Annotated in this window: 24 protein-coding genes, 10 pseudogenes and 1 riboswitch; of the genes and pseudogenes, 30 read left to right on the plus strand and 4 right to left on the minus strand. The window is 43.1% G+C overall.

Features of this window, described 5'->3' with window-relative positions; genetic code table 11:
• Positions 1-6 precede the first annotated feature (6 nt).
• The 8 genes and pseudogenes from DXE37_RS03075 to DXE37_RS03100 all read left to right on the plus strand — a co-directional run bounded on the left by DXE37_RS03075 (position 7) and on the right by DXE37_RS03100 (position 5,108).
• Positions 7-774, plus strand: a complete 768-nt coding sequence (locus DXE37_RS03075) for a TolC family protein (RefSeq protein WP_114636548.1) — start codon at positions 7-9, stop codon at positions 772-774.
• The gene (locus tag DXE37_RS03080) at positions 771-977 is read left to right on the plus strand and encodes a hypothetical protein (RefSeq protein ID WP_114636549.1); all 207 of its coding nucleotides are present in this window, start codon (positions 771-773) and stop codon (positions 975-977) included. The genes DXE37_RS03075 and DXE37_RS03080 overlap by 4 nt, the downstream gene beginning before the upstream one ends.
• Positions 978-1,010: 33 nt before the next feature.
• Positions 1,011-1,331: a biotin/lipoyl-binding protein gene (locus DXE37_RS03085; protein ID WP_162786145.1), complete on the plus strand. Its 321-nt coding sequence runs from the start codon at positions 1,011-1,013 to the stop codon at positions 1,329-1,331.
• A gap of 15 nt (positions 1,332-1,346) precedes the next feature.
• Positions 1,347-2,153, plus strand: a pseudogene (locus DXE37_RS03090) (efflux RND transporter periplasmic adaptor subunit); the annotation flags it as partial.
• 86 nt (positions 2,154-2,239) lie between these two features.
• Positions 2,240-3,634 (plus strand): annotated as a pseudogene (locus DXE37_RS13330) (efflux RND transporter permease subunit).
• Positions 3,615-4,628 carry an efflux RND transporter permease subunit gene (locus DXE37_RS13335; protein ID WP_269460272.1) on the plus strand — a complete coding sequence of 338 codons (1,014 nt, stop codon included), beginning with the start codon at positions 3,615-3,617 and terminating at the stop codon, positions 4,626-4,628. Before DXE37_RS13330 ends, DXE37_RS13335 begins: the two are co-directional and overlap by 20 nt.
• Positions 4,588-4,824: an efflux RND transporter permease subunit gene (locus tag DXE37_RS13340; protein WP_269460273.1), complete on the plus strand. Its 237-nt coding sequence runs from the start codon at positions 4,588-4,590 to the stop codon at positions 4,822-4,824. The genes DXE37_RS13335 and DXE37_RS13340 overlap by 41 nt, the downstream gene beginning before the upstream one ends.
• Complete coding sequence (locus DXE37_RS03100) at positions 4,821-5,108, plus strand: P-II family nitrogen regulator (RefSeq protein ID WP_197713063.1); 288 nt, start codon at positions 4,821-4,823, stop codon at positions 5,106-5,108. The genes DXE37_RS13340 and DXE37_RS03100 overlap by 4 nt, the downstream gene beginning before the upstream one ends.
• Before the next feature lie 43 nt (positions 5,109-5,151).
• On the opposite strand, the pseudogene DXE37_RS03105 reads toward DXE37_RS03100, so the two are convergent.
• Positions 5,152-6,065 (minus strand): annotated as a pseudogene (locus tag DXE37_RS03105) (LysR family transcriptional regulator).
• A gap of 100 nt (positions 6,066-6,165) precedes the next feature.
• On the opposite strand from DXE37_RS03105, the pseudogene DXE37_RS03110 reads away from it, so the two are divergent.
• The 17 genes and pseudogenes from DXE37_RS03110 to DXE37_RS12220 all read left to right on the plus strand — a co-directional run bounded on the left by DXE37_RS03110 (position 6,166) and on the right by DXE37_RS12220 (position 19,079).
• Positions 6,166-7,331: pseudogene (locus tag DXE37_RS03110) on the plus strand (muconate/chloromuconate family cycloisomerase).
• Between the two features lie 12 nt (positions 7,332-7,343).
• Positions 7,344-7,635: pseudogene (gene catC / locus DXE37_RS03115) on the plus strand (muconolactone Delta-isomerase).
• A 67-nt stretch (positions 7,636-7,702) separates the two neighbouring features.
• Positions 7,703-8,623, plus strand: a pseudogene (gene catA / locus DXE37_RS03120) (catechol 1,2-dioxygenase).
• A gap of 46 nt (positions 8,624-8,669) precedes the next feature.
• Complete coding sequence (gene benA, locus DXE37_RS03125) at positions 8,670-10,040, plus strand: benzoate 1,2-dioxygenase large subunit (RefSeq protein ID WP_114636552.1); 1,371 nt, start codon at positions 8,670-8,672, stop codon at positions 10,038-10,040.
• On the plus strand, positions 10,037-10,528 hold the full coding sequence (benB, locus tag DXE37_RS03130; protein WP_114636553.1) for a benzoate 1,2-dioxygenase small subunit: 492 nt from the start codon (positions 10,037-10,039) through the stop codon (positions 10,526-10,528). Before benA ends, benB begins: the two co-directional genes overlap by 4 nt.
• A gap of 18 nt (positions 10,529-10,546) precedes the next feature.
• Positions 10,547-11,570, plus strand: a pseudogene (gene benC / locus DXE37_RS03135) (benzoate 1,2-dioxygenase electron transfer component BenC).
• Positions 11,570-12,348 (plus strand): annotated as a pseudogene (locus DXE37_RS12215) (1,6-dihydroxycyclohexa-2,4-diene-1-carboxylate dehydrogenase). The pseudogenes benC and DXE37_RS12215 overlap by 1 nt, the downstream one beginning before the upstream one ends.
• A 76-nt stretch (positions 12,349-12,424) precedes the next feature.
• Positions 12,425-13,123: a benzoate/H(+) symporter BenE family transporter gene (locus DXE37_RS03145; protein ID WP_269460274.1), complete on the plus strand. Its 699-nt coding sequence runs from the start codon at positions 12,425-12,427 to the stop codon at positions 13,121-13,123.
• A gap of 31 nt (positions 13,124-13,154) precedes the next feature.
• Entirely contained in the window at positions 13,155-13,418 is a 264-nt protein-coding gene (locus DXE37_RS13345; RefSeq protein ID WP_269460275.1) for a benzoate/H(+) symporter BenE family transporter, read from the plus strand.
• Positions 13,411-14,068, plus strand: a pseudogene (locus DXE37_RS03150) (3-oxoacid CoA-transferase subunit A). Before DXE37_RS13345 ends, DXE37_RS03150 begins: the two are co-directional and overlap by 8 nt.
• Positions 14,069-14,081: 13 nt before the next feature.
• Complete coding sequence (locus tag DXE37_RS03155) at positions 14,082-14,726, plus strand: 3-oxoacid CoA-transferase subunit B (RefSeq protein WP_114637522.1); 645 nt, start codon at positions 14,082-14,084, stop codon at positions 14,724-14,726.
• 3 nt (positions 14,727-14,729) lie between these two features.
• Positions 14,730-15,938, plus strand: a complete 1,209-nt coding sequence (gene pcaF / locus DXE37_RS03160) for a 3-oxoadipyl-CoA thiolase (protein ID WP_269460276.1) — start codon at positions 14,730-14,732, stop codon at positions 15,936-15,938.
• 112 nt (positions 15,939-16,050) lie between these two features.
• Positions 16,051-16,533, plus strand: coding sequence for an alpha/beta fold hydrolase (locus DXE37_RS03165; RefSeq protein ID WP_231971019.1), 483 nt, complete (start codon positions 16,051-16,053; stop codon positions 16,531-16,533).
• Positions 16,534-16,753: 220 nt separating this feature from the next.
• A complete protein-coding gene (locus DXE37_RS03170; RefSeq protein WP_114637524.1) occupies positions 16,754-17,440 on the plus strand; it encodes an MFS transporter in 687 nt (228 codons plus the stop codon).
• 12 nt (positions 17,441-17,452) lie between these two features.
• Positions 17,453-17,659 (plus strand): type 2 periplasmic-binding domain-containing protein, encoded by a 207-nt coding sequence (locus DXE37_RS03175; protein WP_114636554.1) that lies wholly within the window; start codon positions 17,453-17,455, stop codon positions 17,657-17,659.
• Between the two features lie 191 nt (positions 17,660-17,850).
• Positions 17,851-18,924: a porin gene (locus tag DXE37_RS03180; protein ID WP_231971020.1), complete on the plus strand. Its 1,074-nt coding sequence runs from the start codon at positions 17,851-17,853 to the stop codon at positions 18,922-18,924.
• Between the two features lie 14 nt (positions 18,925-18,938).
• A complete protein-coding gene (locus DXE37_RS12220) occupies positions 18,939-19,079 on the plus strand; it encodes a hypothetical protein (RefSeq protein WP_231971026.1) in 141 nt (46 codons plus the stop codon).
• Between the two features lie 56 nt (positions 19,080-19,135).
• On the opposite strand, the gene DXE37_RS03185 is transcribed toward DXE37_RS12220, so the two are convergent.
• Positions 19,136-20,032 (minus strand): LysR family transcriptional regulator, encoded by an 897-nt coding sequence (locus DXE37_RS03185; RefSeq protein ID WP_114636555.1) that lies wholly within the window; start codon positions 20,030-20,032, stop codon positions 19,136-19,138.
• Positions 20,033-20,234: 202 nt separating this feature from the next.
• On the opposite strand from DXE37_RS03185, the gene DXE37_RS12225 reads away from it, so the two are divergent.
• The 5 genes and pseudogenes from DXE37_RS12225 (at position 20,235) to DXE37_RS03200 (ending at position 23,823) form a co-directional block, all read left to right on the plus strand.
• Positions 20,235-20,390, plus strand: a complete 156-nt coding sequence (locus DXE37_RS12225; protein ID WP_231971027.1) for a hypothetical protein — start codon at positions 20,235-20,237, stop codon at positions 20,388-20,390.
• Between the two features lie 22 nt (positions 20,391-20,412).
• Complete coding sequence (locus DXE37_RS13350) at positions 20,413-20,748, plus strand: tripartite tricarboxylate transporter substrate-binding protein (protein ID WP_269460343.1); 336 nt, start codon at positions 20,413-20,415, stop codon at positions 20,746-20,748.
• Between the two features lie 17 nt (positions 20,749-20,765).
• The gene (locus tag DXE37_RS13355) at positions 20,766-21,131 is read left to right on the plus strand and encodes a tripartite tricarboxylate transporter substrate-binding protein (protein ID WP_269460277.1); all 366 of its coding nucleotides are present in this window, start codon (positions 20,766-20,768) and stop codon (positions 21,129-21,131) included.
• 12 nt (positions 21,132-21,143) lie between these two features.
• Positions 21,144-22,312 (plus strand): annotated as a pseudogene (locus DXE37_RS03195) (M20 aminoacylase family protein).
• A gap of 14 nt (positions 22,313-22,326) precedes the next feature.
• Positions 22,327-22,413: riboswitch (glycine riboswitch) on the plus strand.
• Between the two features lie 150 nt (positions 22,414-22,563).
• The gene (locus DXE37_RS03200; protein ID WP_114636556.1) at positions 22,564-23,823 is read left to right on the plus strand and encodes a D-amino acid dehydrogenase; all 1,260 of its coding nucleotides are present in this window, start codon (positions 22,564-22,566) and stop codon (positions 23,821-23,823) included.
• 74 nt (positions 23,824-23,897) lie between these two features.
• Here DXE37_RS03200 and DXE37_RS03205 read toward each other — a convergent pair whose 3' ends face one another.
• Positions 23,898-24,152, minus strand: a complete 255-nt coding sequence (locus tag DXE37_RS03205) for a GNAT family N-acetyltransferase (protein WP_162786146.1) — start codon at positions 24,150-24,152, stop codon at positions 23,898-23,900.
• On the minus strand, positions 24,149-24,457 hold the full coding sequence (locus DXE37_RS03210) for a hypothetical protein (protein ID WP_162786147.1): 309 nt from the start codon (positions 24,455-24,457) through the stop codon (positions 24,149-24,151). The genes DXE37_RS03205 and DXE37_RS03210 overlap by 4 nt, the downstream gene beginning before the upstream one ends.
• Positions 24,458-24,588 lie beyond the last annotated feature (131 nt).

Consider the following 24,588-nt stretch of genomic DNA (forward strand, 5'->3'; position numbering starts at 1 on the left):
TTAGGTATGACGTCGGAGAAGACGGCACGTTTTGATTTAATTCGATCGCAGACGGAGTTTTTAAATGCTCAAATAGCAGCGGAGTCAGGAAAACTCAGGGTTGAACAGGCTCGTAGTCAATTGCGCCAAGTTGCGGGTCACTCATTACCTCCGCAGTTTTCAGTTGTAGCTGAACAGCCAAAAATAGAAGCTCTGCCCCCGTTAAATATTTTGTTAGCTGAAATTCAGTCACAAAGCCCTGAATTACAAAAGGCCAAGGCTGATGTGGAAGCCAGCGAATCAAAATTGAGCTTTGAGAAAAATAATCGATTACCCCGTTTGGCTATTAAAGCCTCTCAATATAACGATCCTAATTTTACTGATCGACTATATGGCTTACAAATTAGTATTCCGATATGGGATTTTAAGGGTGGTCAAATTGCAGAGGCAGAGGCTAATGCATCAAAAGCTAAAAACCAATTAAATGCACAAAGCCAAAGCTTAGAGCAGCAACTCGAAACAGCTTACAAGCTATATCAAATGGCAACCTACCAGGTGAAAGTATTAGACCAAGAGGTTGTCCAGCTTGCTGCAGCTGCGCAACGCATTGCAGAAGTGTCTTATCGATATGGTGAGCGTGGCATGCTGGAATATTTAGATGCACAAAGAACTTTTCGTGCAGCTAGGAATGACTTAATCAAAGCACGTTTTGATTTAGCTTCTGTGGTTACGGAGATTCAAAGGTTAAGAGCAAGTCCTGAATGGCTTGCAAAGATAGAAAGTGGAATGCAATGAAGCAAGAATTTACAGGTTTCATGGCGAAGCTGAAGCCACGAGTGGTTTCCTTGCTGAGTTTGGCTAAGCTTCACGTTAAAGAATATTTAGGGCAAGTCGTACAAACCCAAAACAACCTCTATCAGAGTGCTCATGGTTGGATTTCTAGTCGGGCCCCATCCATTGCTGGACGTTATGATGCTACCCCTAATTGGTTAAAATGAGGTTTGTTTTATTTACCTTGGTTTGCGGCCCTTGTGATTACCTTAAATTACTTCAATGCATTTGATCGAAGTCCTGCCATCAAGTCAGCGCAAGATTCCAATGTGGTAGTTGTCAATACTGATTTGCACAAGATGATTGCAGATGGAAAAGCACAAGTATCTCCATTTGTTGAGGAATTACGTGCCTCTGGAAGAATTGACTTTAATGAGCTATTTCTCTCGCGAAATGGTGCCAATGTCACTGGGCGTGTCTCCGATATTTTGGCTGTCCCTGGTCAGATGGTGAAGCAGGGGGATGTATTGGCCAAAATCACCTCTATGCGGAGCTTACTCAATCTCAATTGGCTTACTTAATTAAAAGCGAAGAGTGCAAGTCAGTTAGCAGACCAAGTAGCCAATCGAGCAAAAATTCTCTACAAAGAAGATGTGATTGCATTGGCAGAGTTACAAAAACGGGAGGCTGAATCCAGCAGTGCTAAGGCGGAGTTTCGTGCGGACAATGATCAGCTACGAGTGCAGGGAATGGATCAAGCAAGTATTGACCGACTGGCTAAATCTGGCTTGATTGAATCTATTAACAACGTGATTGCCACCATTCCAGGCGAGATTGTTGAGTGCAAGATTAATAAGGGGCAGGTTGTGCAGCCTGCAGATGCATTATTTACTGTTGCTGATCTGAGTGCTTTATGGGCTATTTCGGAGGTTCCCGAAAGTAACTCCTATCTCATTCGTAAAGGCCAAAAGGCATCCCTGAGTATTCCTGCGCTACGTAATCAGGAGATTGAGGGTGTTATTGCTCACGTTGATTCAATCGTGAATCTCCAAACTCGTACTGTAGTAGTGCGCATGGAATTGCCTAATAAAGATGGGCAAATTAAGCTCGGTATGTTGGCGACGATGCTCATCGAAAGCCAGCCAATGGAAAAATTAGTTGTGCCAGTTGGTGCTGTGGTGCGAGAAGACAATCATGATCATCTATTCATTAGATTGGATGATGGTCTATATCGCATGGTTCCCGTCAAGCTTGGTCCTGAAGGAAGAGGTTGTTGCCCTGTTATTTCCGGATTAAAGGAGGGGCAAGAAATTGCTACAGAAGGCGCAGCATACCATTTAAACACTGAGCGTAAACGTCAACTGAGCGGTGGTTGCTTGGGTGAGAATACCAATACACTCTAGACCATCCCTCAGATCGTCATCGCGAGCTCTCTCTGTAGATGAGCTCCCAGACCGGCGGCGCAGCGCAAGATTGGATTGTGCGTCCCATGTTGCGTTCTATACCTGGGGTTGCTGAAATCAATACTCAGGGTGGTTACGCAAGAGAGTATCAGGTACTAGTGAATTCAGAGCGTCTGCGACATTATCAAATTAGTTTGCATAAGGTCTATCAAGCTCTTGTTTGGAATAACGCTAATTCAGGAGGAGGTCAACTACCTAGTTATGCAGAGCGATATCTCATTCGCGGACTAGGATTGATTAATAAGCCAGAAGATATTGGCAAGATCATTTTGAAGGAAGTAAAAGGTATTCCGGTATATGTGAAAAACGTAGCAGAAGTCACAATAGGAAGCGGTATTAGACAAGGCGCCGCCATCAAGAATGGTGATGCGGAAAGCGTTGCCGGAATCATTTAGATGATTCGTGGTGGTCACGCACGAGAAGTCGTCAATCGTATCAAGCTAAAAGTTGCAGAAATCAACGAAGGAAAGTTATTGCCTGATGGCCTGCAGATAGTGCCGTTCTATGACCGTACTGATCTTGTGAATGCCGCAATGTTTAATGTGGCAAAGGTTTTGATTGAAGGCGTCATTCTGGGCATCATCTTATTGTTCTTGTTTTTGGGTGATGTGCGCTCATCGCTCATTGTTGTAGCTACTCTATTACTCACGCCGCTACTGACATTTTTAGTTATGAATCGCTATGGCATTTCGGCTAACTTGATGTCCTTAGGGGGTCTTGTAATTGCAATTGGCATCATGGTGGATAGCTCAGTAGTGGTAGTAGAGAATACATTTGCAAAACTAGGTGAGCGCCTGAAGGCGGGAGAATCGAAGAACCGCATCATTCTTGAGGCGGCATCTGAAGTTGGCAAACCAGTGCTATTTGGTGGTGGCATCATCATTTTGGTCTTCATGCCTTTGCTCTCTCTAGAAGGTATGGAGGGTAAGATGTTTGCCCCAATGGCTATTACCATTGCTATTGCCTTAACCATCTCGTTGATCTTGTCCTTTACCTTATCGCCGGTCTTGTGTTCTTATATTTTGAAGGGCGGCAGTGAAGACGATACCAAGGTCGTTAAAAAATTACGTGCTCCCTATGAGCGTTGATTGCATTGGAGTTTGGCAAATCCCAAATTGGTCGTGAAGAGATCCCTCATCGCATTGGGTGTTAGCTTGGTTGGGTTTGTTATGTTAGGTAAGGCATTTATACCGGTAATGCAAGAAGGATCTATTACTCCGGTGATCGTGCGTGCTCCGAATATTTCTTTGGATGAATCCATTAAATTGGAGTTTGAGGCTATTAAACGGATCATGACTATTCCGGGCGTAGAAATGGCTGTCTCTAGGCTGGGCAAAGGGGAATCCCCCGCAGACCCTGGTCAACCTAATGAGTCCGACCCCATCGTAACGCTTAAAACCTTTGGGGGACAGAGCTTCTAGTCAAGAAGAGATTGCTCAGCAAATTCGTGAGAAATTAAAAACCTTGCCCGGAATTGAACTGGCAATTTCTCAGCCGATTGCTGCCCGTGTTGATAAAATGGTTTCGAGCGTGCGCTCTCGAGTGGCAGTCAAAATCTTTGGCGAGGATTTAGCTGAGTTGCAAAAACTAGGTTCGCAAATTAGACAGGTTTTAAGCAAGATGAAGGGAAGTAATGACTTGCGGATTGAGCAAGCCTCTGGACAAAATTATCTTAATATCAAGATCGATCGTGATGCTATTGCTCGATACGGAATTAATGTCGCTGATGTCAATGAAGTCATTGAAACAGCTATAGGTGGCAAGCAGGCTAGCACTATCTATGAGGGAGAGAGACGTTTCCCATTGGTTCTGCGGTACCCAAGTTCATACAGAAATAATGTTGATGCAATTGAAAACATTATTCTTCATTCGCCTGATGGGGCGCAGGTGTTGATGCGGGACTTGGCAGAAATTACTGTGATTGAAGGTCCTGCGCAAATTTCACGTGAGTCAGGTAGGCGGCGTTTAGTTGTTGGGGTGAATGCGGAGGGGCGGGACTTGGGTGGCTTTGTAAAAGAGGCGCAGGAGTTAATTGCAAAGAATGTTGAACTGCCCCAAGGCTATACATTGCAATGGGGTGGCCAGCTTGAAAATATGCAAAGAGCTATGGCACGCCTCATGATCATTATTCCTTTAACTGTCTTGGCAATCTTTTTCTTATTGTTTATGTTGTTTAAGTCGATCCGTTTAGCAGGTCTCATTATTCTAGTTCTGCCATTTGCCTCTATTGGTGGGGTATTTGGATTATTTATTACGGGCGAATATCTTTCGGTTCCTGCAGCGGTAGGATTTATTAATTTATGGGGTATCGCCGTTCTCAATGGAGTGGTTCTGATTTCATTTATCAAACAACTGCGTGAGGGATGGCTACCGCATGGAGGATGCATTGCTTCATGGTTGCGGACATCGCTTTAGGCCTGTCATGATGACGGCTTCAGTAGCAATGCTCGCTCTCGTACCCATGTTGTTCTCAGGGGCAGCCCCGGATCCGAGGTTACTCCGTCCGCTAGCTGCGGTTGTGATCGCGGGGCTGGTTACATCAACGGCTCTAGCCCTATTGGTATTACCAGTCTTGTATAGATGGTTTGAAGAGAAAGAGGTGGAAGCATGATGGAAGTTAAGGCGGTGATTCGCCCAAATAAATTGCCTGCTCTCAGAACAGTTTTAATAGAGACCCCGGGCTTTCCGGGAATGACGGTGAGTAAGGTTGAGGGTTGTAGTGCACCGTCAAAATTAGGTAAAGCCAATATTAAAGATGAGCTGACTGACTATTCGGCGAAAGTTCGCATAGAAATTGTCTGTAATGCTGAAATCGCTCCTGCACTCATGGATAAGATCGTGTCAATCTGTCAGACAGGACAAATGGGTGATGGTGTGGTGTACGCTAGTCCCTAGAGCATTCTTTATTGCAAAATCATCTGCATAAAAAAGCAATAACTTATAACTCTTCGCGACTATAGCTAATTCCTTCTTCATCGTAGATGCAATATATGAGATCAAGCATTGCTTTGATCTCCTCTGATTTATCCATAGACCTTGTGCTCATAATGATTGGCGAGTAGGCATGTTTTTCATTAAGTTCTAGGTAGACGACATCATCCCTTTTCATGTCTTGAAGACTGAGCGGTGCGATGGATACCCCTTCACCTGCAGCCACTAAGCCAATGGCAATTTGTAATTCTCTAACCTCAATGATTTTCTTTGGGTGAACATCTCTTTCCTTAAATCCGTTGAGAACTTGGTCGGCAAAACTAGGGCGTGGATTTTTCGGAAAGACAATTAAGGTTTCTTCAGACGAATCTTTTAAATTAATCGGTTTGGTGGGCTTTGAGAGCGGGTGCTCAAAGGGTACGGCAGCAATTAATTTCTCCTCTCTTAGAACAATTCTTCTGATGTTCGCATCTTCATGTCGAACGTGTCCAAAGCCAATATCAATTTTTCCATCCTTGAGTGCTTTGAGTTGTTCCATGGTGGTCATCTCATACATACGCAATTCAATCGAATTAAATTTCGCGCGATATTTGCGAATAATCTTCGGCAATTTTCCGTACAAAGTTGATGCAACAAACCCGACATTTAATACACGATTAATGTTGCCAACTCTTTGCGTCATCGCTTTAAGTTCACCTGTTCTCGCCAATACTTGCCTTGCATGCTCGTAGAAAAAATTACCCGCATCCGTCAACTTGAGTGGGCGAGAGTTCCTGACAAACAGCGTTACACCAAGCTCTTCCTCTAATTGTTGGATTTGTCTACTCAGTGGTGGCTGAGCAATGAAGAGTCTTTCCGCTGCTCTAGTGAAATTTTTTCCTCTGCAACGGCGACAAAGTAGCGTAGATGCCTTAATTCCATATATATACCTTTTAAGTATCGAAAGGATACCAAATCAGTCTTGGACTAGTTAAAAAGGACTGATTAGAGTTCATTTATCCGAAAACTATACGAAATAGATATGATTAAGTCAGTAGAAACCCTAATAGTTGATGTGCCAACCATCCGCCCCCACAAGCTATCTGTGGCCACGATGAATTCTCAAGCACTGGTTTTGGTGCGCATCCGCTGCGCGGATGGAATTGAGGGTTGGGGCGAGGCCACTACTATTGGTGGGCTGAATTACGGAGAAGAGAGTCCTGAAAGTATCAAGACCAATATTGACACTTATTTTGCTCCGCTCATTATCGGCATGAAGGCCGATCAGGTTGCCAAGGTTGTGTATAAGCTTCGTACAACCATTCAAGGTAATTAATTTGCGAAATGTGCAATTGAAACAGCTTTACTAGATGCCCAGGGTAAGCGCCTTGGTGTACCGGTAAGCGCCTTGGTGTACCGGTAAGCGAATTGCTTGGTGGCCGAGTTCGAGACCAGTTGCCAGTGGCATGGACTTTGGCTAGGGGCAATACCGAAAAAGATATTGTTGAAGCGGAGAAGATGATTTCACTTCGCCGTCACAACATTTTCAAACTCAAAATTGGATTACGTTCAGTACAGGCTGACGTAGAGCATGTATTGGCAATTAAAAAAGCTCTTGGTGATGATATTAGCGTTCGTGTAGATGTGAATCAGGCTTGGAGCAAGTTGAATGCGGTAAAGGGAATTGCAGCATTACAGGCAGGCGGCATTGATTTAATTGAGCAGCCAGTCAAGGCAATACATAAAGCAAGTATGGCTCGTCTCACAAATCAATTTGATGTTGCCATCATGGCTGATGAGGCTTTGCATGGGCCAAGTGATGCATTAGAACTTGCAAATAAATTTGCAGCAGATGTCTTTGCTGTGAAGATTAATCAATCAGGCGGACTATTTCCAGCGCTACAAGTTGCGACGATCGCAGAGCTTTCTGGTATCAGCTTATACGGTGGAACCATGCTTGAAGGCGCTGTGGGCACCGCAGCCTCTGCCTACGTATTTTCTACATTCCATGATCTTTCATTTGGCACAGAGCTATTTGGACCATTGCTACTTACTGAAGAAATCTTAGTTGAGCCATTGGTCTACAAAGACTTCAGCTTGCAAGTTCCGACAGGACCTGGTCTAGGCATTCAGCTGGATATGGAAAAAATCAATTATTTAAAACGTCAACAGGGTCAATCTGACCAAGTTGATTTGATTAGCGCCTAAAGAGGAGACAGCATGTTATTTCACGTACGTATGAATATTAATTTGCCGCCAGATATGTCGGAAGCGGAAGCCACTGCCCTAAAGGCTAAAGAGAAAGAAATTGCCCAAGGGTTGCAGTCATCTGGAAAGTGGTGTCACTTATGGCGCATCGCTGGTCAGTACGCAAATATCAGCATTTTTGATGTAGCAAGTGTTGATGAGCTACATACGGCTATTTCTACACTGCCACTTTTTTCCATATATGCAAATTGAAGTAATGCCATTGTGCAGACATCCATCTTCCGTAAGGGAGGATGACAGTTAATTCATTGAAAACACTTAATCCACAGCATTGAAATTTATTAAATCAAATTAATTAGTAAGGACAAAAAATGAAACATACAGATATTGAAAATTAGCAAAAGAATGGATCGTAGACGCAGCCGATTCTCCTGCAAATCCACGTGTTCAGGCGATTACACTTCGCTTGGTTGGGGATTTATGTAAGGCGATTGAAGACTTAGACATTACTCCAACAGAGTTTTGGAAGGGTTTGGAGTATTTTTCAGAAGCTGGTGCTCGTAATGAATTAGGCCTCTTGGCTCCTGGTATTGGTTTAGAGCGCTTCTTAGATATACGTGCTGATGAGGCGGATGAGAAGGCGGACTTGGTAGGTGGGCACTCCTCGCACAATTGAATGACCTTTGTATGTTGCTGGCGCACCAGAGTCCAAGGGCCTTGCTCGCATGGATGATGGCTCTGAGGTAGATAAAGCGGACCCACTGTTTATGCAGGGCACAGTTTATGGCGCGGATGGTAAGCCATTAGCTAATGCAAAGGTAGAAATGTGGCAAGCCAATACATTGGGTGGCTATTCATTCTTTGACAAAACTCAACCTCCTTATAATTTGCGCCGCACCATCATTACCGATGAAAATGGTCATTATGCCATTCATAGCATCGTGCCATGTGGTTATGGATGCCCTCCAGATGGTTCCACCCATAAATTGTTAAGTCTTTTGGGTCGCCATGGTCAGCGTCCAGCGCACGTGCACTACTTTGTAACAGCGCCTGGTCATAGAAAGTTAACCACTCAAATCAATATTGATGGTGATAAGTATCTCTGGGATGACTTCGCTTTTGCTAGTCGCGAAGGTTTGATTCCACCGCTAGTTCGTGTAACAGATCCAGAAGCAATCAAAGCAAAAGGCTTAAATAAACCTTATGTATCCATTGATTTTGATCTCCATTTGGTAGTTGAGAAGCCTGGAGCTGCTGCAGGAATTGTTGATAGAGCTCACTTCGCTGCTTAATTTGAATGAGGGGTGCTTGCACCCCCCGTTCATAAAAGGATAAAAAATGATTCCAATTCATGTAGATAACAGTCCAAAACTCAAAAGTCTTGATGAATTTTTGATTGAAGATAAAGAGAAGGGCGATTACCGTCTTCACCGCAGTGCTTTTACTGATAAAGACCTATTCGAATTAGAGATGAAGCATATCTTTGAGGGAAATTGGATTTATTTGGCGCATGAAAGCCAGATTCCCAATATTAATGATCGCTACTCTACTTATATTGGCAGTCAACCTATCTTCATCTCACGCAATCGTCAAGATGAGTTGAACGCAATGATGAATGCTTGTAGCCATCGTGGTGCCCAGTTATGCCGTCGTAAGCGCGGCAATAAAGCGACTTTCACTTGTCCATTCCACGGCTGGACATTTAATAACAGCGGAAAGTTACTGAAGGCTAAAGATCCAGAAGAGACCGATTATCCAGAATGCTTTAATAAAGAAGGTTCTCACGACCTTAAAAAGGTGCCTAAGTTTGAAAGTTATCGTGAATTCTTATTTGGTAGCTTGAATGATGATGTTGCGCCTTTGAAAGATTTCTTAGGTGAAGCAGCCAAAATTATTGACATGATTGTGGATCAATCAGTTGATGAACTTGAGGTGTTAAAAGGTGCCTCAACCTATACCTTTAATGGCAATTGGAAGCTCCAGGCAGAAAATGGCGCAGACGGATATCACGTCTCAGCAGTTCACTGGAATTACGCTGCAACGACTAATCATCGTAAAGAACAAGAAGCGATTCGCGAAGACAATATCAAGGCAATGGATGCTGGCAAGTGGGGCAAGCAGGGTGGTGGATTCTATTCATTTGACCACGGCCATATGCTGTTGTGGACCAAATGGGCAAGTCCAGAAGATCGCCCTAATTTCCCAAGACATCAAGAATTTTCAGACAAGTTCGGAAAACCTATCGCTGATTGGATGATTGAGCGCTCTAGAAATTTATGTCTTTATCCAAACGTGTATTTGATGGATCAGTTTGGATCGCAAATTCGCTTATTACGTCCTTTAGCTGTTGATAAAACTGAAGTCACTATTTATTGCATCGCTCCAAAGGGAGAATCAGCAGAAGCCCGCTCTAGAAGAATTCGTCAATACGAAGACTTCTTTAACGTCAGCGGTATGGCCACTCCAGATGACTTGGAAGAATTTAGAGCGTGCCAAGAAGGTTTTGCTGCAAAGAATATTGAATGGAACGATATGTGCCGAGGTTCAGAGCATTGGATTGAAGGTGCAGATGATGCCGCTAAAGAGATTGGATTGAAGCCTGTATTGAGCGGCTTGAAAACAGAAGACGAGGGCCTGTATACAGTGCAGCACCGCTATTGGCTCGAAACAATGAAAAAAGCAGTTGAGCAAGAGCAGGTGAACGCATGAAAACAATCTCCATTTTAGATATCAACGCGTATTTGTATTACGAAAGCCGCTTGCTTGATGATGAGCAGTGGGATGAATGGCTTGAATGCTACAGCCCAGATGCAGAGTTTTGGATGCTCTTTTGGGACGATAACGATGAGTTGGTAACTAATCCACAAGAAGAAATTTCTTTGATTTATTACCCAAATCGCCAAGGCCTTGAAGATCGAGTATTCCGTATCAAGACTGAACGCTCAAGCGCGACCATGCCAGATACCAGAACTTGTCACAACGTTACTAATGTGGAATTAGAAAAACGTGATGGTGATATTTGCACCGTACGTTTCAACTGGCACACCTTGAGTCATCGTTACAAAACCAATTACAGCTACTTTGGTATGTCTCGTTATGTAATCGATTTTTCTGGCGACAAGCCAAAAATCTTAAATAAGTACGTAGCTCTCAAGAATGATTACATCAGTCAAGTAATTGATATCTATCACATTTAATCTAAACGGCAGAACGCTATGAGCTACAACATTGCACTACAGTTTGAAGATGGGGTGACCCGTTTCATCACCTGCAACGAAAATGAAAAACTTTCTGATGCTGCATATCGTCAGAAGGTCAACATTTCGCTCGATTGTAGAGATAGCGCTTGTGGCACCTGCCGCGGTTTATGTGAATCTGGTGACTATGATTTACCAGAATCAAGCTATATTGAAGATGCGCTTACTCCAGAAGAAGCTGCGCAGCGCCAGATTTTGGCATGTCAGATGAAACCAAAGTCTGACTGTGTAGTAAAAGATCCCTGCATCTTCTGCCGCATGCAAGACTGGCTCCTCTTCATTTCCGGGCAAACTTGCTAAAGTTGAAAAACTTTCTGATTCAACGATTAGCTTTTCAATTGAATTAGACGATCCAAGCTCATTAACTTTTTTGCCTGGCCAGTACGTCAATGTACAAATTCCAGGTACAGATTTAACGAGAGCATATTCGTTCAGCTCTGGTCCTGGCGCGCAAGTTGCCTCATTTGTGGTGCGTAATGTGCCAAATGGGCGGATGAGCAGTTATTTGTCTGACATTGCTAAACCAGGAGAGTCAATTTCTTTTGCTGGCCCAAATGGCAGTTTCTATCTTCGCGAAATCAAGCGACCTGTTTTATTTTTAGCCGGCGGCACTGGCATTGCACCATTTTTATCGATGCTGGAGTATTTGGCTGTATCGGGACCTGATCATCCAATCAAGATGGTTTTTAGTGTGACAAATGATATGGATTTGGTCGCTCTAGATCAGCTTGAGGCCATGAAGATCAAATTGCCTGGTTTTGAATATCGGACTGTGGTTGCTTCTGCTGAGAGCGGTCATGATCGCAAGGGATATGTCACAGAACACATTGAAAATGAGTGGTTAAATCAGGGCGATGTTGATGTTTATTTGTGTGGCCCGGTAGCAATGGTGGATGCAGTTAGGAATTGGCTAGCAGGCGCAGGTGTTACTCCGGCTAATTTCCTATTTGAAAAATTTTCTCCAAGTGCTGTAGGTGCATGATGGCTCAAGCACAGAGATTCAAAAATAAAGTAGCTATTGTCACTGGGGCAGCCCAGGGAATTGGTGAAGGCGTTGCAATCGCCTTGGCAAAAGAAGGGGCTAAGGTTGTGTTAGCCGATCGATCAGATTTGATTGATGATGTTGCTAAAAAGATTGCGAAATTAAAGGCAAAGTCTTTAACCGTCAAGGTAGATCTAGAAACCTATGCAGGCGCTAAACAATTAATTTCTGAGGGCGGTAAAGGCATTTAAAAAGATCGACATTATTATCAATAATGTAGGCGGCACTATTTAGGCTAAGCCTTATGAGAATTATGATGAAGATCAAATAGAAGCGGAGATTCGCCGTTCATTATTTCCAACCCTGTGGTGTTGCAGGGCTGTTCTGCCCGTCATGATTAAGCAACAACATGGTGTTGTTGTGAACATTTCTTTTATTGCAACCCGCAGCATTTCATCGTATTCCTTATGCCGCCGCTAAGGGTGGCGTGAATGCAATGACGGCTAGTTTGGCGTTTGAGCATGCCAAAGATGGCATTCGTTTTAATGCGGTTGTTACTGGTGGGACTGAAGCTCCGCCAAGAAAGATCCCTCGAAATAAGAATAAATTATCCAAATAAGAAGAAGTTTGGTATCAAGGAATCATCGATCAGACGATCGATTCAAGTTTGATGCATCGGTACGGCACGATCGATGAGCAGGTTAGAGCTATTCTTTTCCTATGCAGGACCGATGTTGATATTTTTTCAGGCTGCATCTCTGGCCCAAATCTCAAATGAAATCCTTTCCTCCTAGGTATGGGCTGTATCGTTTGGAGGGGGTATCTCTGGGATGTACCTCAGCTGGAAGTACAAAATGCCCACCATTACAGCTTGGTCTGCACCCGGGGCTGCGCTTCTCATTACTTTGTTCCCGCATATGTCGGTTAATGAGGCAATTTCTTCTTATATTACTGCGGCTTCGATCATCCTTTTAATTGGTATCGCAGGTACTTTTGACAAGCTAATAAAACATATACCCAAAGGAATTGCTGCTGGAATGATGTCGGGAATTCTTTTTCAGTTTGGCGTCAATATATTTAAATCTGTATCAACAATGCCTGTTCTGGCACTCTCGATGATTAGTATTTATCTAGTACTCAAAAGATTGATGCCGAAATATGCAATCTTGATTGTTCTGTTCTCAGGCATCGGACTCGCGTATCAAATGGGTGAAGTAAACCCAAACAGCTTCAATCTGTCATTAGCACATCCAATATTTATTGCGCCGGTGTGGAGTTGGGAATCGACATTTAGTTTTGCAATCCCGTTAGTACTGGTTAGCCTAACAGGCCAATACTTGCCAGGCATGGCTATCCTAAAGCTCTCTAACTATCACGTCTCCGCTAAGCCAATCATTACCTTTACAAGCTTTATGTCTTTGGTGACAGCTTTTTTCGGCGGCATTACTACTACAACAGCCGCTATTACAGCTGCTCTATGCGCTGGTAAAGAAGCGAATGAGGACCCTAATAAGCGCTATGTTGCCGGCATTTTAGTGGAATCTTCTTTTTGATTGGCGGCATCCTAGCCAGAGCTCCATTGTCTTGATTTTTACTGGCCTTCCAAAAGAGCTGATCTCGCTTCTAGTCGGCTTAGCACTGTTTGGAGCCATTGTTTCCAATCTGATGAGCACGCTAGAAGAGCCTGAGCATCGGGAAGCTTCCGCAATCACACTTTTAGCCACCGCTTCTGGGATGAGCTTTTTAGGATTAGGATCAGCGTTTTGGGGGATTGTGATCGGCTCTATTGCATACGTTGTTTTTGATAAAGATTTATTGAAATTAAAGAGTAAACAGGAAAATGATTGATAAAACATCAGCATCAATTTTTGATGCGATAAAGAAAATTGAAGATGGTTCAACAGTCATGATTGGTGGCTTTGGAACGGCTGGTCAACCAGCTGAACTGATTAATGCCTTAATTGACCATGGTGCAAAAGAATTGACTGTAGTTAACAACAATGCTGGCAATGGAGACCACGGACTTGCGGCATTGCTAAAAGCCGGTCAGGTCAAGAAGATTATTTGCTCTTTTCCAAGGCAGGCCGACTCATATGAGTTCGATAAGCTTTACTACGCGAAAAAATTGAACTAGAACTGGTTCCACAGGGAAACTTAGCGGCACGTATACAAGCTGTTGGCGCTGGCTTGGGTGCAATTTATACACCTACTGGATATGGAACGCTGCTCGCTGAAGGTAAGGAAAGCAAGGTCATTAATGGCAAAGGCTACGTTCTTGAATATCCGATTTATGCCGATTTTGCTTTGATTAAAGCCTTTAAGGGTGACCGCTGGGGTAATTTAATTTATCGCAAAAGCGCTCGTAACTTTGGCCCAATCATGGCCACTGCTTCAAAGTGCACGATTGCCCAGGTAAATGAAATAGTTCCTCTAGGCGCATTAGATCCCGAGTGTGTGATTATCTAGGAATTTTTGTTAAGCATGTGGTTGCAGTTTAAGGAAAAATTAGAAATGGCATATCAACGCTTAACTAGAGAGCAAATTGTGCAAAGAGTTGCTCAAGACATCCCTGAAGGTTCTTATGTGAATTTGGGTATTGGTCTTCCAACCAAAATTGCTAATCACCTAGACGTCAATAAAGAAATATTTTTACAAAGCGAGAACGGCGTTTTAGGAATGGGGCCTGCACCTGAGAAGGGTAGTGAGGACTCTAATCTGATTAATGCAGGTAAAGAATTTATTACCTTGCTAGACGGTGGATCGTATTTTCATCATGGCGATTCATTCACCATGATGCGCGGCGGTCATTTAGATATTTGTGTATTAGGTGCGTTTCAGGTTGCTGAAAATGGTGACCTCGCAAACTGGCATACCGGTTCTCCTGATGCGATCCCAGCTGTTGGCGGCGCCATGGATTTAGCTATTGGTGCCAAGAACGTCTTTGTCACTATGGAACATGTCACCAAAAACGGTGAACCCAAGATTGTAAAGAGCTGTTCTTATCCGCTCACGGGTATGAAATGTGTGAGTCGAATTTATACCGATTTAGCAGTAATTGATGTGACTCCAAATGGGTTGTTGGTCAAAGAAATGGTTGATGGCCTGAGCTTTGAAGAGCTTCAGTCACTTACTGATGCCCCATTAAGCAAGGAATAAGTCATGAAGAAAATAGAAAATGCCTATATATGTGATGCCGTTCGTACGCCATTTGGTAGGTATGGTGGAAGCCTTGCAGGTTTGAGGGCTGATGACTTAGCTGCATTGCCAATTCAAGCTTTGATGATGCGCAATATTGTTGATTGGGCAGCATTAGATGATGTCATTCTTGGTTGTGCCAACCAAGCAGGCGAGAACAACAGAAATGTCGCAAGAATGGCTTCTTTGCTTGCGCGTTTACCAGTAGAGGTTCCCGGATCTACAGTCAATCGATTATGCGGATCTAGCCTTGATGCGATTGGAATAGCTGCCAATGCAATTAAGGGAGGTGGAAATCACTTGATGATTGCCGGTGGTGTTGAGAGCATGTCTCGTGCCCCGTTTGTAATGGGTAAAGCCGATTCTGCATATTCAAGATCGGCCAAGATTGAGGACACAACCGTTGGTTGGCGCTTTATCAATCCGCTAATGAAAGCTCAGTATGGTGTCGATTCAATGCCCGAGACAGCAGAAAACGTTGCAGAAGACTTTAGGATTTCTCGTGCCGATCAAGATTTATTTGCTTTTACTAGTCAACAGCGTACTGCAAAGGCACAGGCATCAGAAATATTTGATGACGAAATTATTCCGATAACCATTCCTCAGAAGAAAGGTGATCCGGTCGTATTTTCAAAAGATGAGCATCCAAGGTTAACCACTTTAGAAACGTTGGCTTCACTTAAAAGCATTGTGAAGCAGGGTGGAACAGTTACTGCAGGTAATGCATCGGGTGTAAATGACGGGGTTTGTGCATTACTCATGGCCTCAGAAGCTGGTATTAAACAGCATTCATTAACCCCGAAAGCATGTGTTATTGCAGTTGCTGCAGCTAGTGTAGCCCCAAGAATTATGGGGTTTGACCCATCTCCTGCGGTCAAGAAAGTTTTGCAGAAAGCTGGTTTAAAGCTAAGTCAGATGGATGTCATTGAATTGAATGCGGCATTCGCAGCGCAAGTACTAGCAGTGACTCGTGATCTTGGTCTTCCAGACAACGCCGGACATGTTAATCCAAACGGCGGTGCAATTTCTTTAGGACACCCTTTAGGAGCATCGAGCGCGCGCTTAGTAACAACAGCGATGTATCAGTTAATTCGTACTAAAGGCAAATACGCCCTTTGCACTATGTGTATAGGTGTAGGTCAAGGTATTGCATTAATTATTGAGCGAGTTTAGGAGCGGTAATGAGTATTGCGCACATTAACGGGATTGATGTTTTTTATCTAACGGATGGTGATCCCCATAAGCCAGCAATCATTTTTCTAATTCATTAGGAACCGATCATTCTATGTGGGATGGTCAACTTGAGATATTAAGAAGAGACTTCTACATTATTCGATATGACACTCGGGGATATGGTTTAACTACTGCGCCACAGGGTCCTTACACCATAGCGCAGCTAGGTCAGGATGTTTTGGAGCTGTTGAATTATCTCGGCATTGATAAAGCTTTCTATTGTGGCATTTCTATGGGCGGTTTGATTGGGCAATGGCTTGCGGTTAATGCACCCAAACGACTTGAAGGATTAGTCATTGCCAATACAGCGCCAAAAATTGGTACTGAGCAAGCGTGGAACGAACGCGCTGCACTTGCTAGAAAAGAAGGCCTGAATGCTATCGCAGATTCTGCCCCATCAAGATGGTTCACCCCAGAATTCTTCGGTTCCTGCCCTGGGGCAGTAAATGAGTTGCTAGTGAATTTAAAGAATATGAGTTCCGAAAGGTTACGCCAGTTGTTGCGAGGCTCTAGCTGGAGAGGATTTAAGAAGTGATATTGCAAAAATTAATATCCCCACACTCATTATTAGCGGCGCAAAAGACCCGGTAACAACAACAGATGATGCCAAGTTTATGCAGGAAAGAATTGTAAATGCCGACCTATTAGTAATAACTGCGTCTCATATTTCAAATATTGAAGCTGAGACTGAATTTAATTTTGCAATAAAGCAATTTTTTGCAAACCAACCAAAAAAGAATTGGAGATATAAGATCATGAGTCAAATTGATGTGCATAAGTTAATAGACGAAGCGAAATTTAGTAAATTTCACTGGGGTCTACTATTTTGGTGTGGTCTGATCATTGTTTTTGATGGTTACGATCTCGTTATTTATGGCGTTGTCTTACCAAAACTGATGGCAGAGTGGCAACTTTCACCAATGCAGGCGGGGACGCTTGGTAGTTATGCGTTATTTGGCATGATGTTTGGTGCTATGTTTTTTGGACCTCTGTCAGACAAGATAGGTAGAAAGAAAACCATTGCCATGTGCGTCACTTTATTTAGCGTTTTCACCTTTATCAATGGCTTTGCAGAAAATTTCACGCAATTTGGAGTCTGCAGATTTATTGCGGGCCTGGGAATCGGCGGTGTGATGCCTAACGTAGTTGCTTTAATGACTGAATATTCCCCTAAGAAAATTCGTAGCCTCTTAGTTACTGTTATGTTTAGTGGCTATTCAGTAGGTGGAATGTTGTCAGCTGGTGTAGGTATCTTTTTAATTCCTACATATGGATGGCCATCCGTTTTCTTCGTTGCCATTATTCCTTTCCTTTTACTGCCGATTATTCTGCGTTTCCTGCCAGAATCTCCTGGATTCTTAATTAAATCCAATCGAAATCTCTGCCCTGGTGTACCTACGATTGCTGAATCCGGCTTGCCTGGGTATGACGTCACCTCATAGTTTGCAGTATTTATGACTGCAAATACCCCAAAGCCAATCATTAAAAAACTCAATGCATCTTTAGTTGCGAGTTTGGCTATTCCAGAAATAAAGAAAAAGTTTGAGGCGATTGGTGCTGAGCCTATAGGCTCCAGCCCTGAAGAGCTTGCGGTTTACCTCAATAAAGAAATGGAACGTTGGGGGAGGGTTATCGCAACGAACAACATCAAGCCTGACTAGTAACGAATATTTCACGGGCGATATTGATCAAAACTATTACTTTTAATTATGTAAATAGTCATAAGAATGCATTGGACATCATAAATGTGCTTCCCTAGACTAGCTACATTCAGAAATATTGAGTTTAAAGCACCCTAAAAAACACACAAAACAATCAACCCTATTTTTATAGAAATAAAGGAATTTAAGAAATGAAAAAATTAGTATTTGCAGCCACCGCATCACTATTGATGGGTAACTTAGCTCAGGCGCAATCAAGCGTCACCATATATGGAATATTAGATACTGGTTATGTAGGCGGTAACGTGCGATCTGCAACTGTAGCTAGCAATGGTGCCCAATCAAAAAACACTGTGAGCCTTATCGGTCAAAATGCTGAAAGCTCAAGTAGATTAGGTTTCAAGGGTTTGGAAGATTTAGGAGGGGGCGCTTCAGCATTCTTTACTGTAGAGGTGCAGTTATATCCTCAAGACTCAATTGTATCGGGCGCTGCAAATACTGGCTTTTTTAACCGTCAAACATTTTTGGGTTTAAGGAAAAATGGCATTGGTGAAGGTGCGCTAGGTTTGCAATATACACCGATATTTAAGGCGGCTTTAGTAACTGATCCTGGTAACCTAAACAATATTACCGGCAATCTCATCTATGCAAGTACCCAGGGCGTTGGTAGTACAAGCGCTAGCTCAACTGCGATTGGTTTTACTGCACGTACTGCCAATACCTTATCATTCAAAATAGATAATTTTTATGGATTTACCGCAAGCGGTATTTATGCCATAAATAATAAAAATCAGTCCCAAACGACTACGCCTACTACGGTAACGGGTGGCAATATCAATGCGAATGGTTGGGGATTAGCAGTAGACTATACATATCAAAAGTTCTACATCACAGCAGCTTATCAAGCATTAAAACAACAAACCACAGCGATAACATCAATCACAGATTCTGCTGCTTGGACTAATGCCACTGCAAATACAGGTACATTACCTAATGCTACTGGCAATGCATTAAACGTCAAAGATAACCAGTTGTATATTGCCGGCACATATGATTCTGGAATCTTAAAGGCTTATGCACAGTACTTAACCAGAAAAGCAACTTCTAGCCTTTCGCCAAATTATTATCTAGGCCGTTCTGCAGAGCAGGTGGGTGTAAGAGGACTTATTACTCCAACTAGCGAAGGATGGGCTTCTGCAGGCTTGGGTCGATCACAGAAATGGGGCCTAGATCACCTACTGCTAACTTTAATGGCTTTCAGTTAGGTTCAAATTACTGGTTGAGCAAGCGTACTAATTTATATGCAATGTATGGGCAAACTATAGTATCTACAGGAAATGCTTACGCTGGAGCTGCTACCAGTGTCTCTGTAAATGCTGCCATCAGCAATTACGCAGTTGGTGTTCGCCACACTTTCTAAAATAAATATTCAATCTCCAGTATTTAAAGTTTAGCTCGCCATTTTGGCGGGTTTTTTTATTTAGATTGAATGGGCTCATTGAGATTTTTTTCAACAAAGTCTCTTACGTGGCGTAGAAGTGGGGACTCAGTTCTATTTTCTATCGTTACAAATCCAAATATTGCAGTTGCATTGAGCTGGGGGGTGAGTGTAATTTCTTCTAGCTCTAGTGCTGATTTGCGAATAGCAAGCAGAACAGTATTGCTCTGTTGAGCCACTTCGACCAAGCTAGAAATCTCGCTACACTTAATGTTGACTAGGTTTTCAAGATTTGCATCTTTCCCATAACGATCAATAATGGTTTTCTCCGTCTCTTCGCTCGGTGCTGTTGAGGCAATAGGATATTTTCTGAGGTCGTCAATAGTTATCTTTTTGAGCTTTCTCAGGGGATGACCTTTGCGAACCATAAATGCTCCAGGGGTTTCATGGATGATTTCCATCTTCAGATCTTGGGATGGCTTCATGGATCTTGCATTGATAATCAGAGCATCCAACTTTCTTGCGCGCAATGATTCAATCAGCATGCCTATTTTGCCTCTAGCTATTTCTATGTGAAGATGAGGATATTTCACGGCAATATGCTTGAGAAGTTCAGTCATTAAAAGGGTTCCTGGGCCAGAGCCCATTCCTATCCTAATTTGTCCGCTCAAGCCGTTCTTGAAGTTCCTGTTGGTTTCTTTAATATCTTTTGCAAGGTCAAGCAGGATTTGCGAGCGTCGCAAAATCTCTTCGCCAAATGCGGTTAAGGAAGTGTGTCTTCCTTGGCGATCAAACAACTTTGCCCCGAGTTCATCCTCAAGAGATTTAATGCTTCTACTAAGGGCTGGTTGTGTAACGAATAGGTTTTCGGAGGATTTAATAAACGAACCAGTCTTTGCAAGCTCGCTCATATGTCTTAATTGTGTCAGCGTCATATAACCACCCCATTAGCTATTACATTAAATTATATTAAATGGTATCAGAATGCATTAGACATTACATATAGCGATATCTAGAATGGTTCCTATATTCAATCTAAAAGGTCTCAAGATGAAGTTGTTTAGGTTCTTATCCTCAGTTTTCTGTTCTTTGACAGTTGCTTCAGTAGCCATTGCTTAGACTTATCCTAATAAACTGGTGAGTTTGGTCGTGCCATATCCAGCTGGTGGTGTATCGGATGTGATCGTGCGCATTGTTAGCCCGGCACTTTCTAAGAAATTGGGGGAGGCTGTCATTGTTGAAAATATTGGCGGTGCTAGCGGTGGAATTGCCGCCCAAAAAGGTTCTCAATAGCCCAGCAGATGGATATTTGGTTATGCAGGGATCTCCCAATGAGTTGATCTTAGGGCTACTGGCAAATTCAGCAATTAAGTTTAAAAGCGAAGATTTCCGCTTGGTGCAAATGATTGGATCTGCACAAATTGCATTCTTAGTTAGAAGTGATATGCTAGTAGATATAGATTCTTTTTTAGCATATGCAAAAAAGGCGGCTCAAGATGGTAAGCCCCTCTCGTATGCAAGCGTAGGCCCTGGCTCTTTCTATCATCTTTTGGGCGAGCAGCTCTCAAAAGAAACAAAGATCCCTATGACCCACGTCCCTTATAAAGGTGCGTGGCCCTGCACTGCAGGATCTCATCGGCGGTCAGATTGATTTTTTCTTGGCGCCATATGGTAAAGTCTCATGATGAGTTGGCAAAGCAAGACAGAATTAAGTTGCTCGCGATGCTCAATGCTAAGCGCCTAGATAGCGTAAAAGAGTATCCCGCTATCTCAGAGAGTAAGGGCTTAAAAGGGTTTACGTATTCCATATGGACAGGATATTTTGTCAAAAAAGATACTTCCGAGCCCATCGTACAAACCCTGAACAAAGCCATAGCCGAAGTGCTTGAAGATCCAACGGTAAAATCTGATCTTGATGCCATTAGCTTATTGATTGCTAAACCATTGAGTTTGAATGAGTTAAGCAAGGTATATGGTGACGGCACTGCCCAATTTAGAGCTATCGCAAAATCCATTAACCTTCAGCCCCAATAAATAGGTTAATAAATGAATCAAACTAGTGAATTGGCTTTGATTGAGGTTGATGAGTTTATTTCTTTGAGGAGAGATATTCATCAGCATCCAGAGCTGGCTTTTGAGGAGCATAGAACGGCTTCGGTAGTGGCAGAAAAGCTGAAATCTTGGGGTTATGAGGTTCATGAGGGTATTGGTGATACTGGCGTTGTAGGCGTCTTAAAAAATGGTACTGGTGAGATGTCTATTGGTTTACGAGCTGATATGGATGCGTTGCCAATCCATGAGGCGAGCGGGGTGGAAGCGGTCAAGCTGTAATCATGGCGTGATGCATGCATGCGGTCACGATGGTCATACTGCCATGTTGCTAGCTGCCGCGAAAGAATTGGCAGCCAAGAGAAATTTTTTAGGTACGGTGAATTTAATATTTCAACCTGCTGAAGAGGGTGGTGGAGCCCTACAGATGATGGCGGATGGCTTGTTTGAGCGCTTTCCATGCGATTCTATATTTGCAATACATAATATGCTAGGTTACCCAGTGGGTCATCTTGTATTTCGAGAGGGGCCAGCCATGTCCATCTAGTGACTATGCATCCATTGAGATAAGCGGCGTGGGTGGACGTGGAAGATTGCCGCATAAGGCTTCTGATCCCATTGTTGCAGCATCTTCGATTGTGATGGCATTACAAACTATTGTCTCTAGAAATGTAGATCCACAACAATCTGCAGTGATTACAGTGGGCGCATTTAATGCAGGCCATGCCAATAATGTCATTCCAGGAGTGGCAAAATTAGAGTTAAGTATCGTGCGTTAGATCCGCAGGTAAGACTTGATCTTGAGAGAAGAATTAAAGATCTGGTGAAAGCGCAGGCTGAAAGTTTCGGCTTAACCCGCCAACATCAATTGGCGAAAGGGTTATACAGTGTTGGTAAATTCTCCTGCAGAAACTGAGTTTGCAAGAAATGTTGCGGCTGACTTTTTTGGCCAAGCAGCAATTACACGTCAAGGCCCTGCACTATCTGGTAGCGAAGATTTTGCATTTATGCTGGAGAAGATTCCCGGCTCTTACCTCTTTATTGGTAATGGAGATACTCCCGGTAGGTGCATGGTGCATAACCCAGCCTATTATTTTAATGATGGGAATATAGCTATTGGTGCTACATTCTGGTGCGAATTGGTTGGGCAGTACTTAAAGGTTTAGCATTAAAATTATGTAAATCATTCTCGGGAGAGACTGTTTTTTACAGCGCCGAAGGAGCAATCGCCCCGGAAACTCTCAGGCAAAAGAACCGAAATGATTTTTAAACTCTGAAGAGATATTGAGTCTTCGTCACTCAATAACACCGAAGGAGCAAGTAAGTATCTGATGCTTGCGAATCTCTCAGGTCCAGAACAGAGGGGACCCCTTGTGCATTTGCAATGGGAAACCCTTGACGTTTTTTGGATCTCAATATGAAATCATTTGTAATTATTGGTGGTGGCATCACAGGTGTCACAACAGCTTATGTTTTGGTTAAGCGTGGCTATGACGTCACTCTCATCGAGCGTCATCGTTATGCTGGCATGGAAACATCCTTTGCTAATGGTGGTCAGCTATCTGCTTCCAATGCAGAGGTTTGGAATCACTGGTCAACAATCATGAAGGGCATGAAGTGGGTATTTAAAAAAGATGCTCCTTTATTGATTAACCTAAAACCTGACTGGCATAAGTTCTCATGGTTTGCGGAATTCATTGCATCGATTCCTAACTATAAGAGCAACACGGTTCAGACTGCACATATGGCAATTGAAGCCAGGAAGCATCTATTTGCTTGGGCAAAGCAAGAGGGCATCGATTTTGACTTAAAGCGTGAAGGCATCTTGCATATCTACCGTGATCAGGCGGGTTTTGAGCACGCTGGTAAGGTTTCCAAAATGCTAGCTGAAGGTGGGTTAGGACGTACTGCTGTGACTCCGCAAGAGATGAAAGAGATCGAACATACTCTCGCTGGTAAATATTATGGTGGTTATTACACGGAGAGCGATTCGACGGGGGATATTCATAAATTTACTTTTGGACTATCAGAAGCTGCTGCTAAATTAGGCGTTAAAGCTATTTATGAGCATGAGGTGCTTGCTGTTCAGTCAGATGGTAATCGTGTGAACTTAACGCTGAGTAAGGATGGGCAAGCAAGCCAACTCGTTTTTGATAATGTTGTCGTTTGCGCTGGTGTTGGAAGTCGCGATCTTGCAGCTCAGTTGGGTGATCGTGTCAATGTCTATCCGGTTAAGGGCTATTCCATTACAGTGAATTTGATAGATAAGGCTAGCCAAGAGGGCGCCCCTAATGTGAGCCTTCTAGATGACGAAACTAAGCTCGTTACTAGTCGTCTTGGGGTGGATCGATTCCGTGTTGCTGGTACTGCAGAATTTAATGGCATCAATCGTGATATTCGTGCCGATCGTATCAAGCCATTAGTTGATTGGGTTAATCAATGCTTCCCCGAAGTCAGCACTCGCTCGGTAGTTCCTTGGGCAGGTTTGCGTCCAATGATGCCTACAATGATGCCAAAAGTTGGCAGGGGTAGTAAGCCCAATGTGTATTACAACGCTGGCCATGGCCATCTAGGATGGACTTTATCTGCCTGTACTGCTGAAATGATTGGTGATGTCATTCAGTATGGTGAAACAGCTAAAAAAGCTAATTCGTCAGCTAGCTTAAAATTTTCATAATGGCCTATTGAGATTGATCGAAAACTGAGAGCTTGTGTTGCAATAAAAAGCCCTTGAATAAAACCAAGGGCTTTTTAGGTTTTGCTTTGCGCAACTTTCTGAAGCTCCAAAGTAACTTTTTTGAATTCCGCATCTTCCAGAAACTGATTGGTTTCGAATCCCAAATCTTTCATTAAGTGAAGCATGTTATGGTTGTTATTGAGTATGTAGCCAACTATCTCTGATAGTCCTTGCTTTTGGGCAGACTCAATCAAGTGACGCATTAGCGTGGTTCCGACCCCATGCGAAGCGAAGGCATCGCTCACTGTTAGCGAAAATTCGCAAATCAAAGTGTCTCCTTGGCATACGTACCGAGCAATGCCAATAATTCCTCATCTTTTGTATTGGGTTTGATGAAGGTTGCTAAAGCCATTTCCTTTTGGTAATCAAGCTCAATAACATCCTCTAGATATTCATCTGGTAGCTCAGATATCGCGTGCGCAAAACGAAGGTATCGATTTTCTGGGGAGAGGTGATTAAATGGGTTTATCAGCTTTTGTTTATCGCTTTTTTGGATTGGTCTAATGCCATACTCAAACCCGTCACCGATTGCATGGAAGGTTTCTGGGGTATCAAGCATAGGACTGTGTGCCATTTTACCTATTAAGAGTTAATGATGAGAATGGGTTGATTTTCGGCTCATCATATGTCTATTTGATGAATCTGTCCTCTTGAGTGGTCGCCTTACCGCTTCATTCCTTTGAAGTAATATTACTTATAACTAGT

Source organism: Polynucleobacter necessarius, from assembly GCF_900095205.1.
GTDB lineage: Bacteria > Pseudomonadota > Gammaproteobacteria > Burkholderiales > Burkholderiaceae > Polynucleobacter > Polynucleobacter necessarius_E.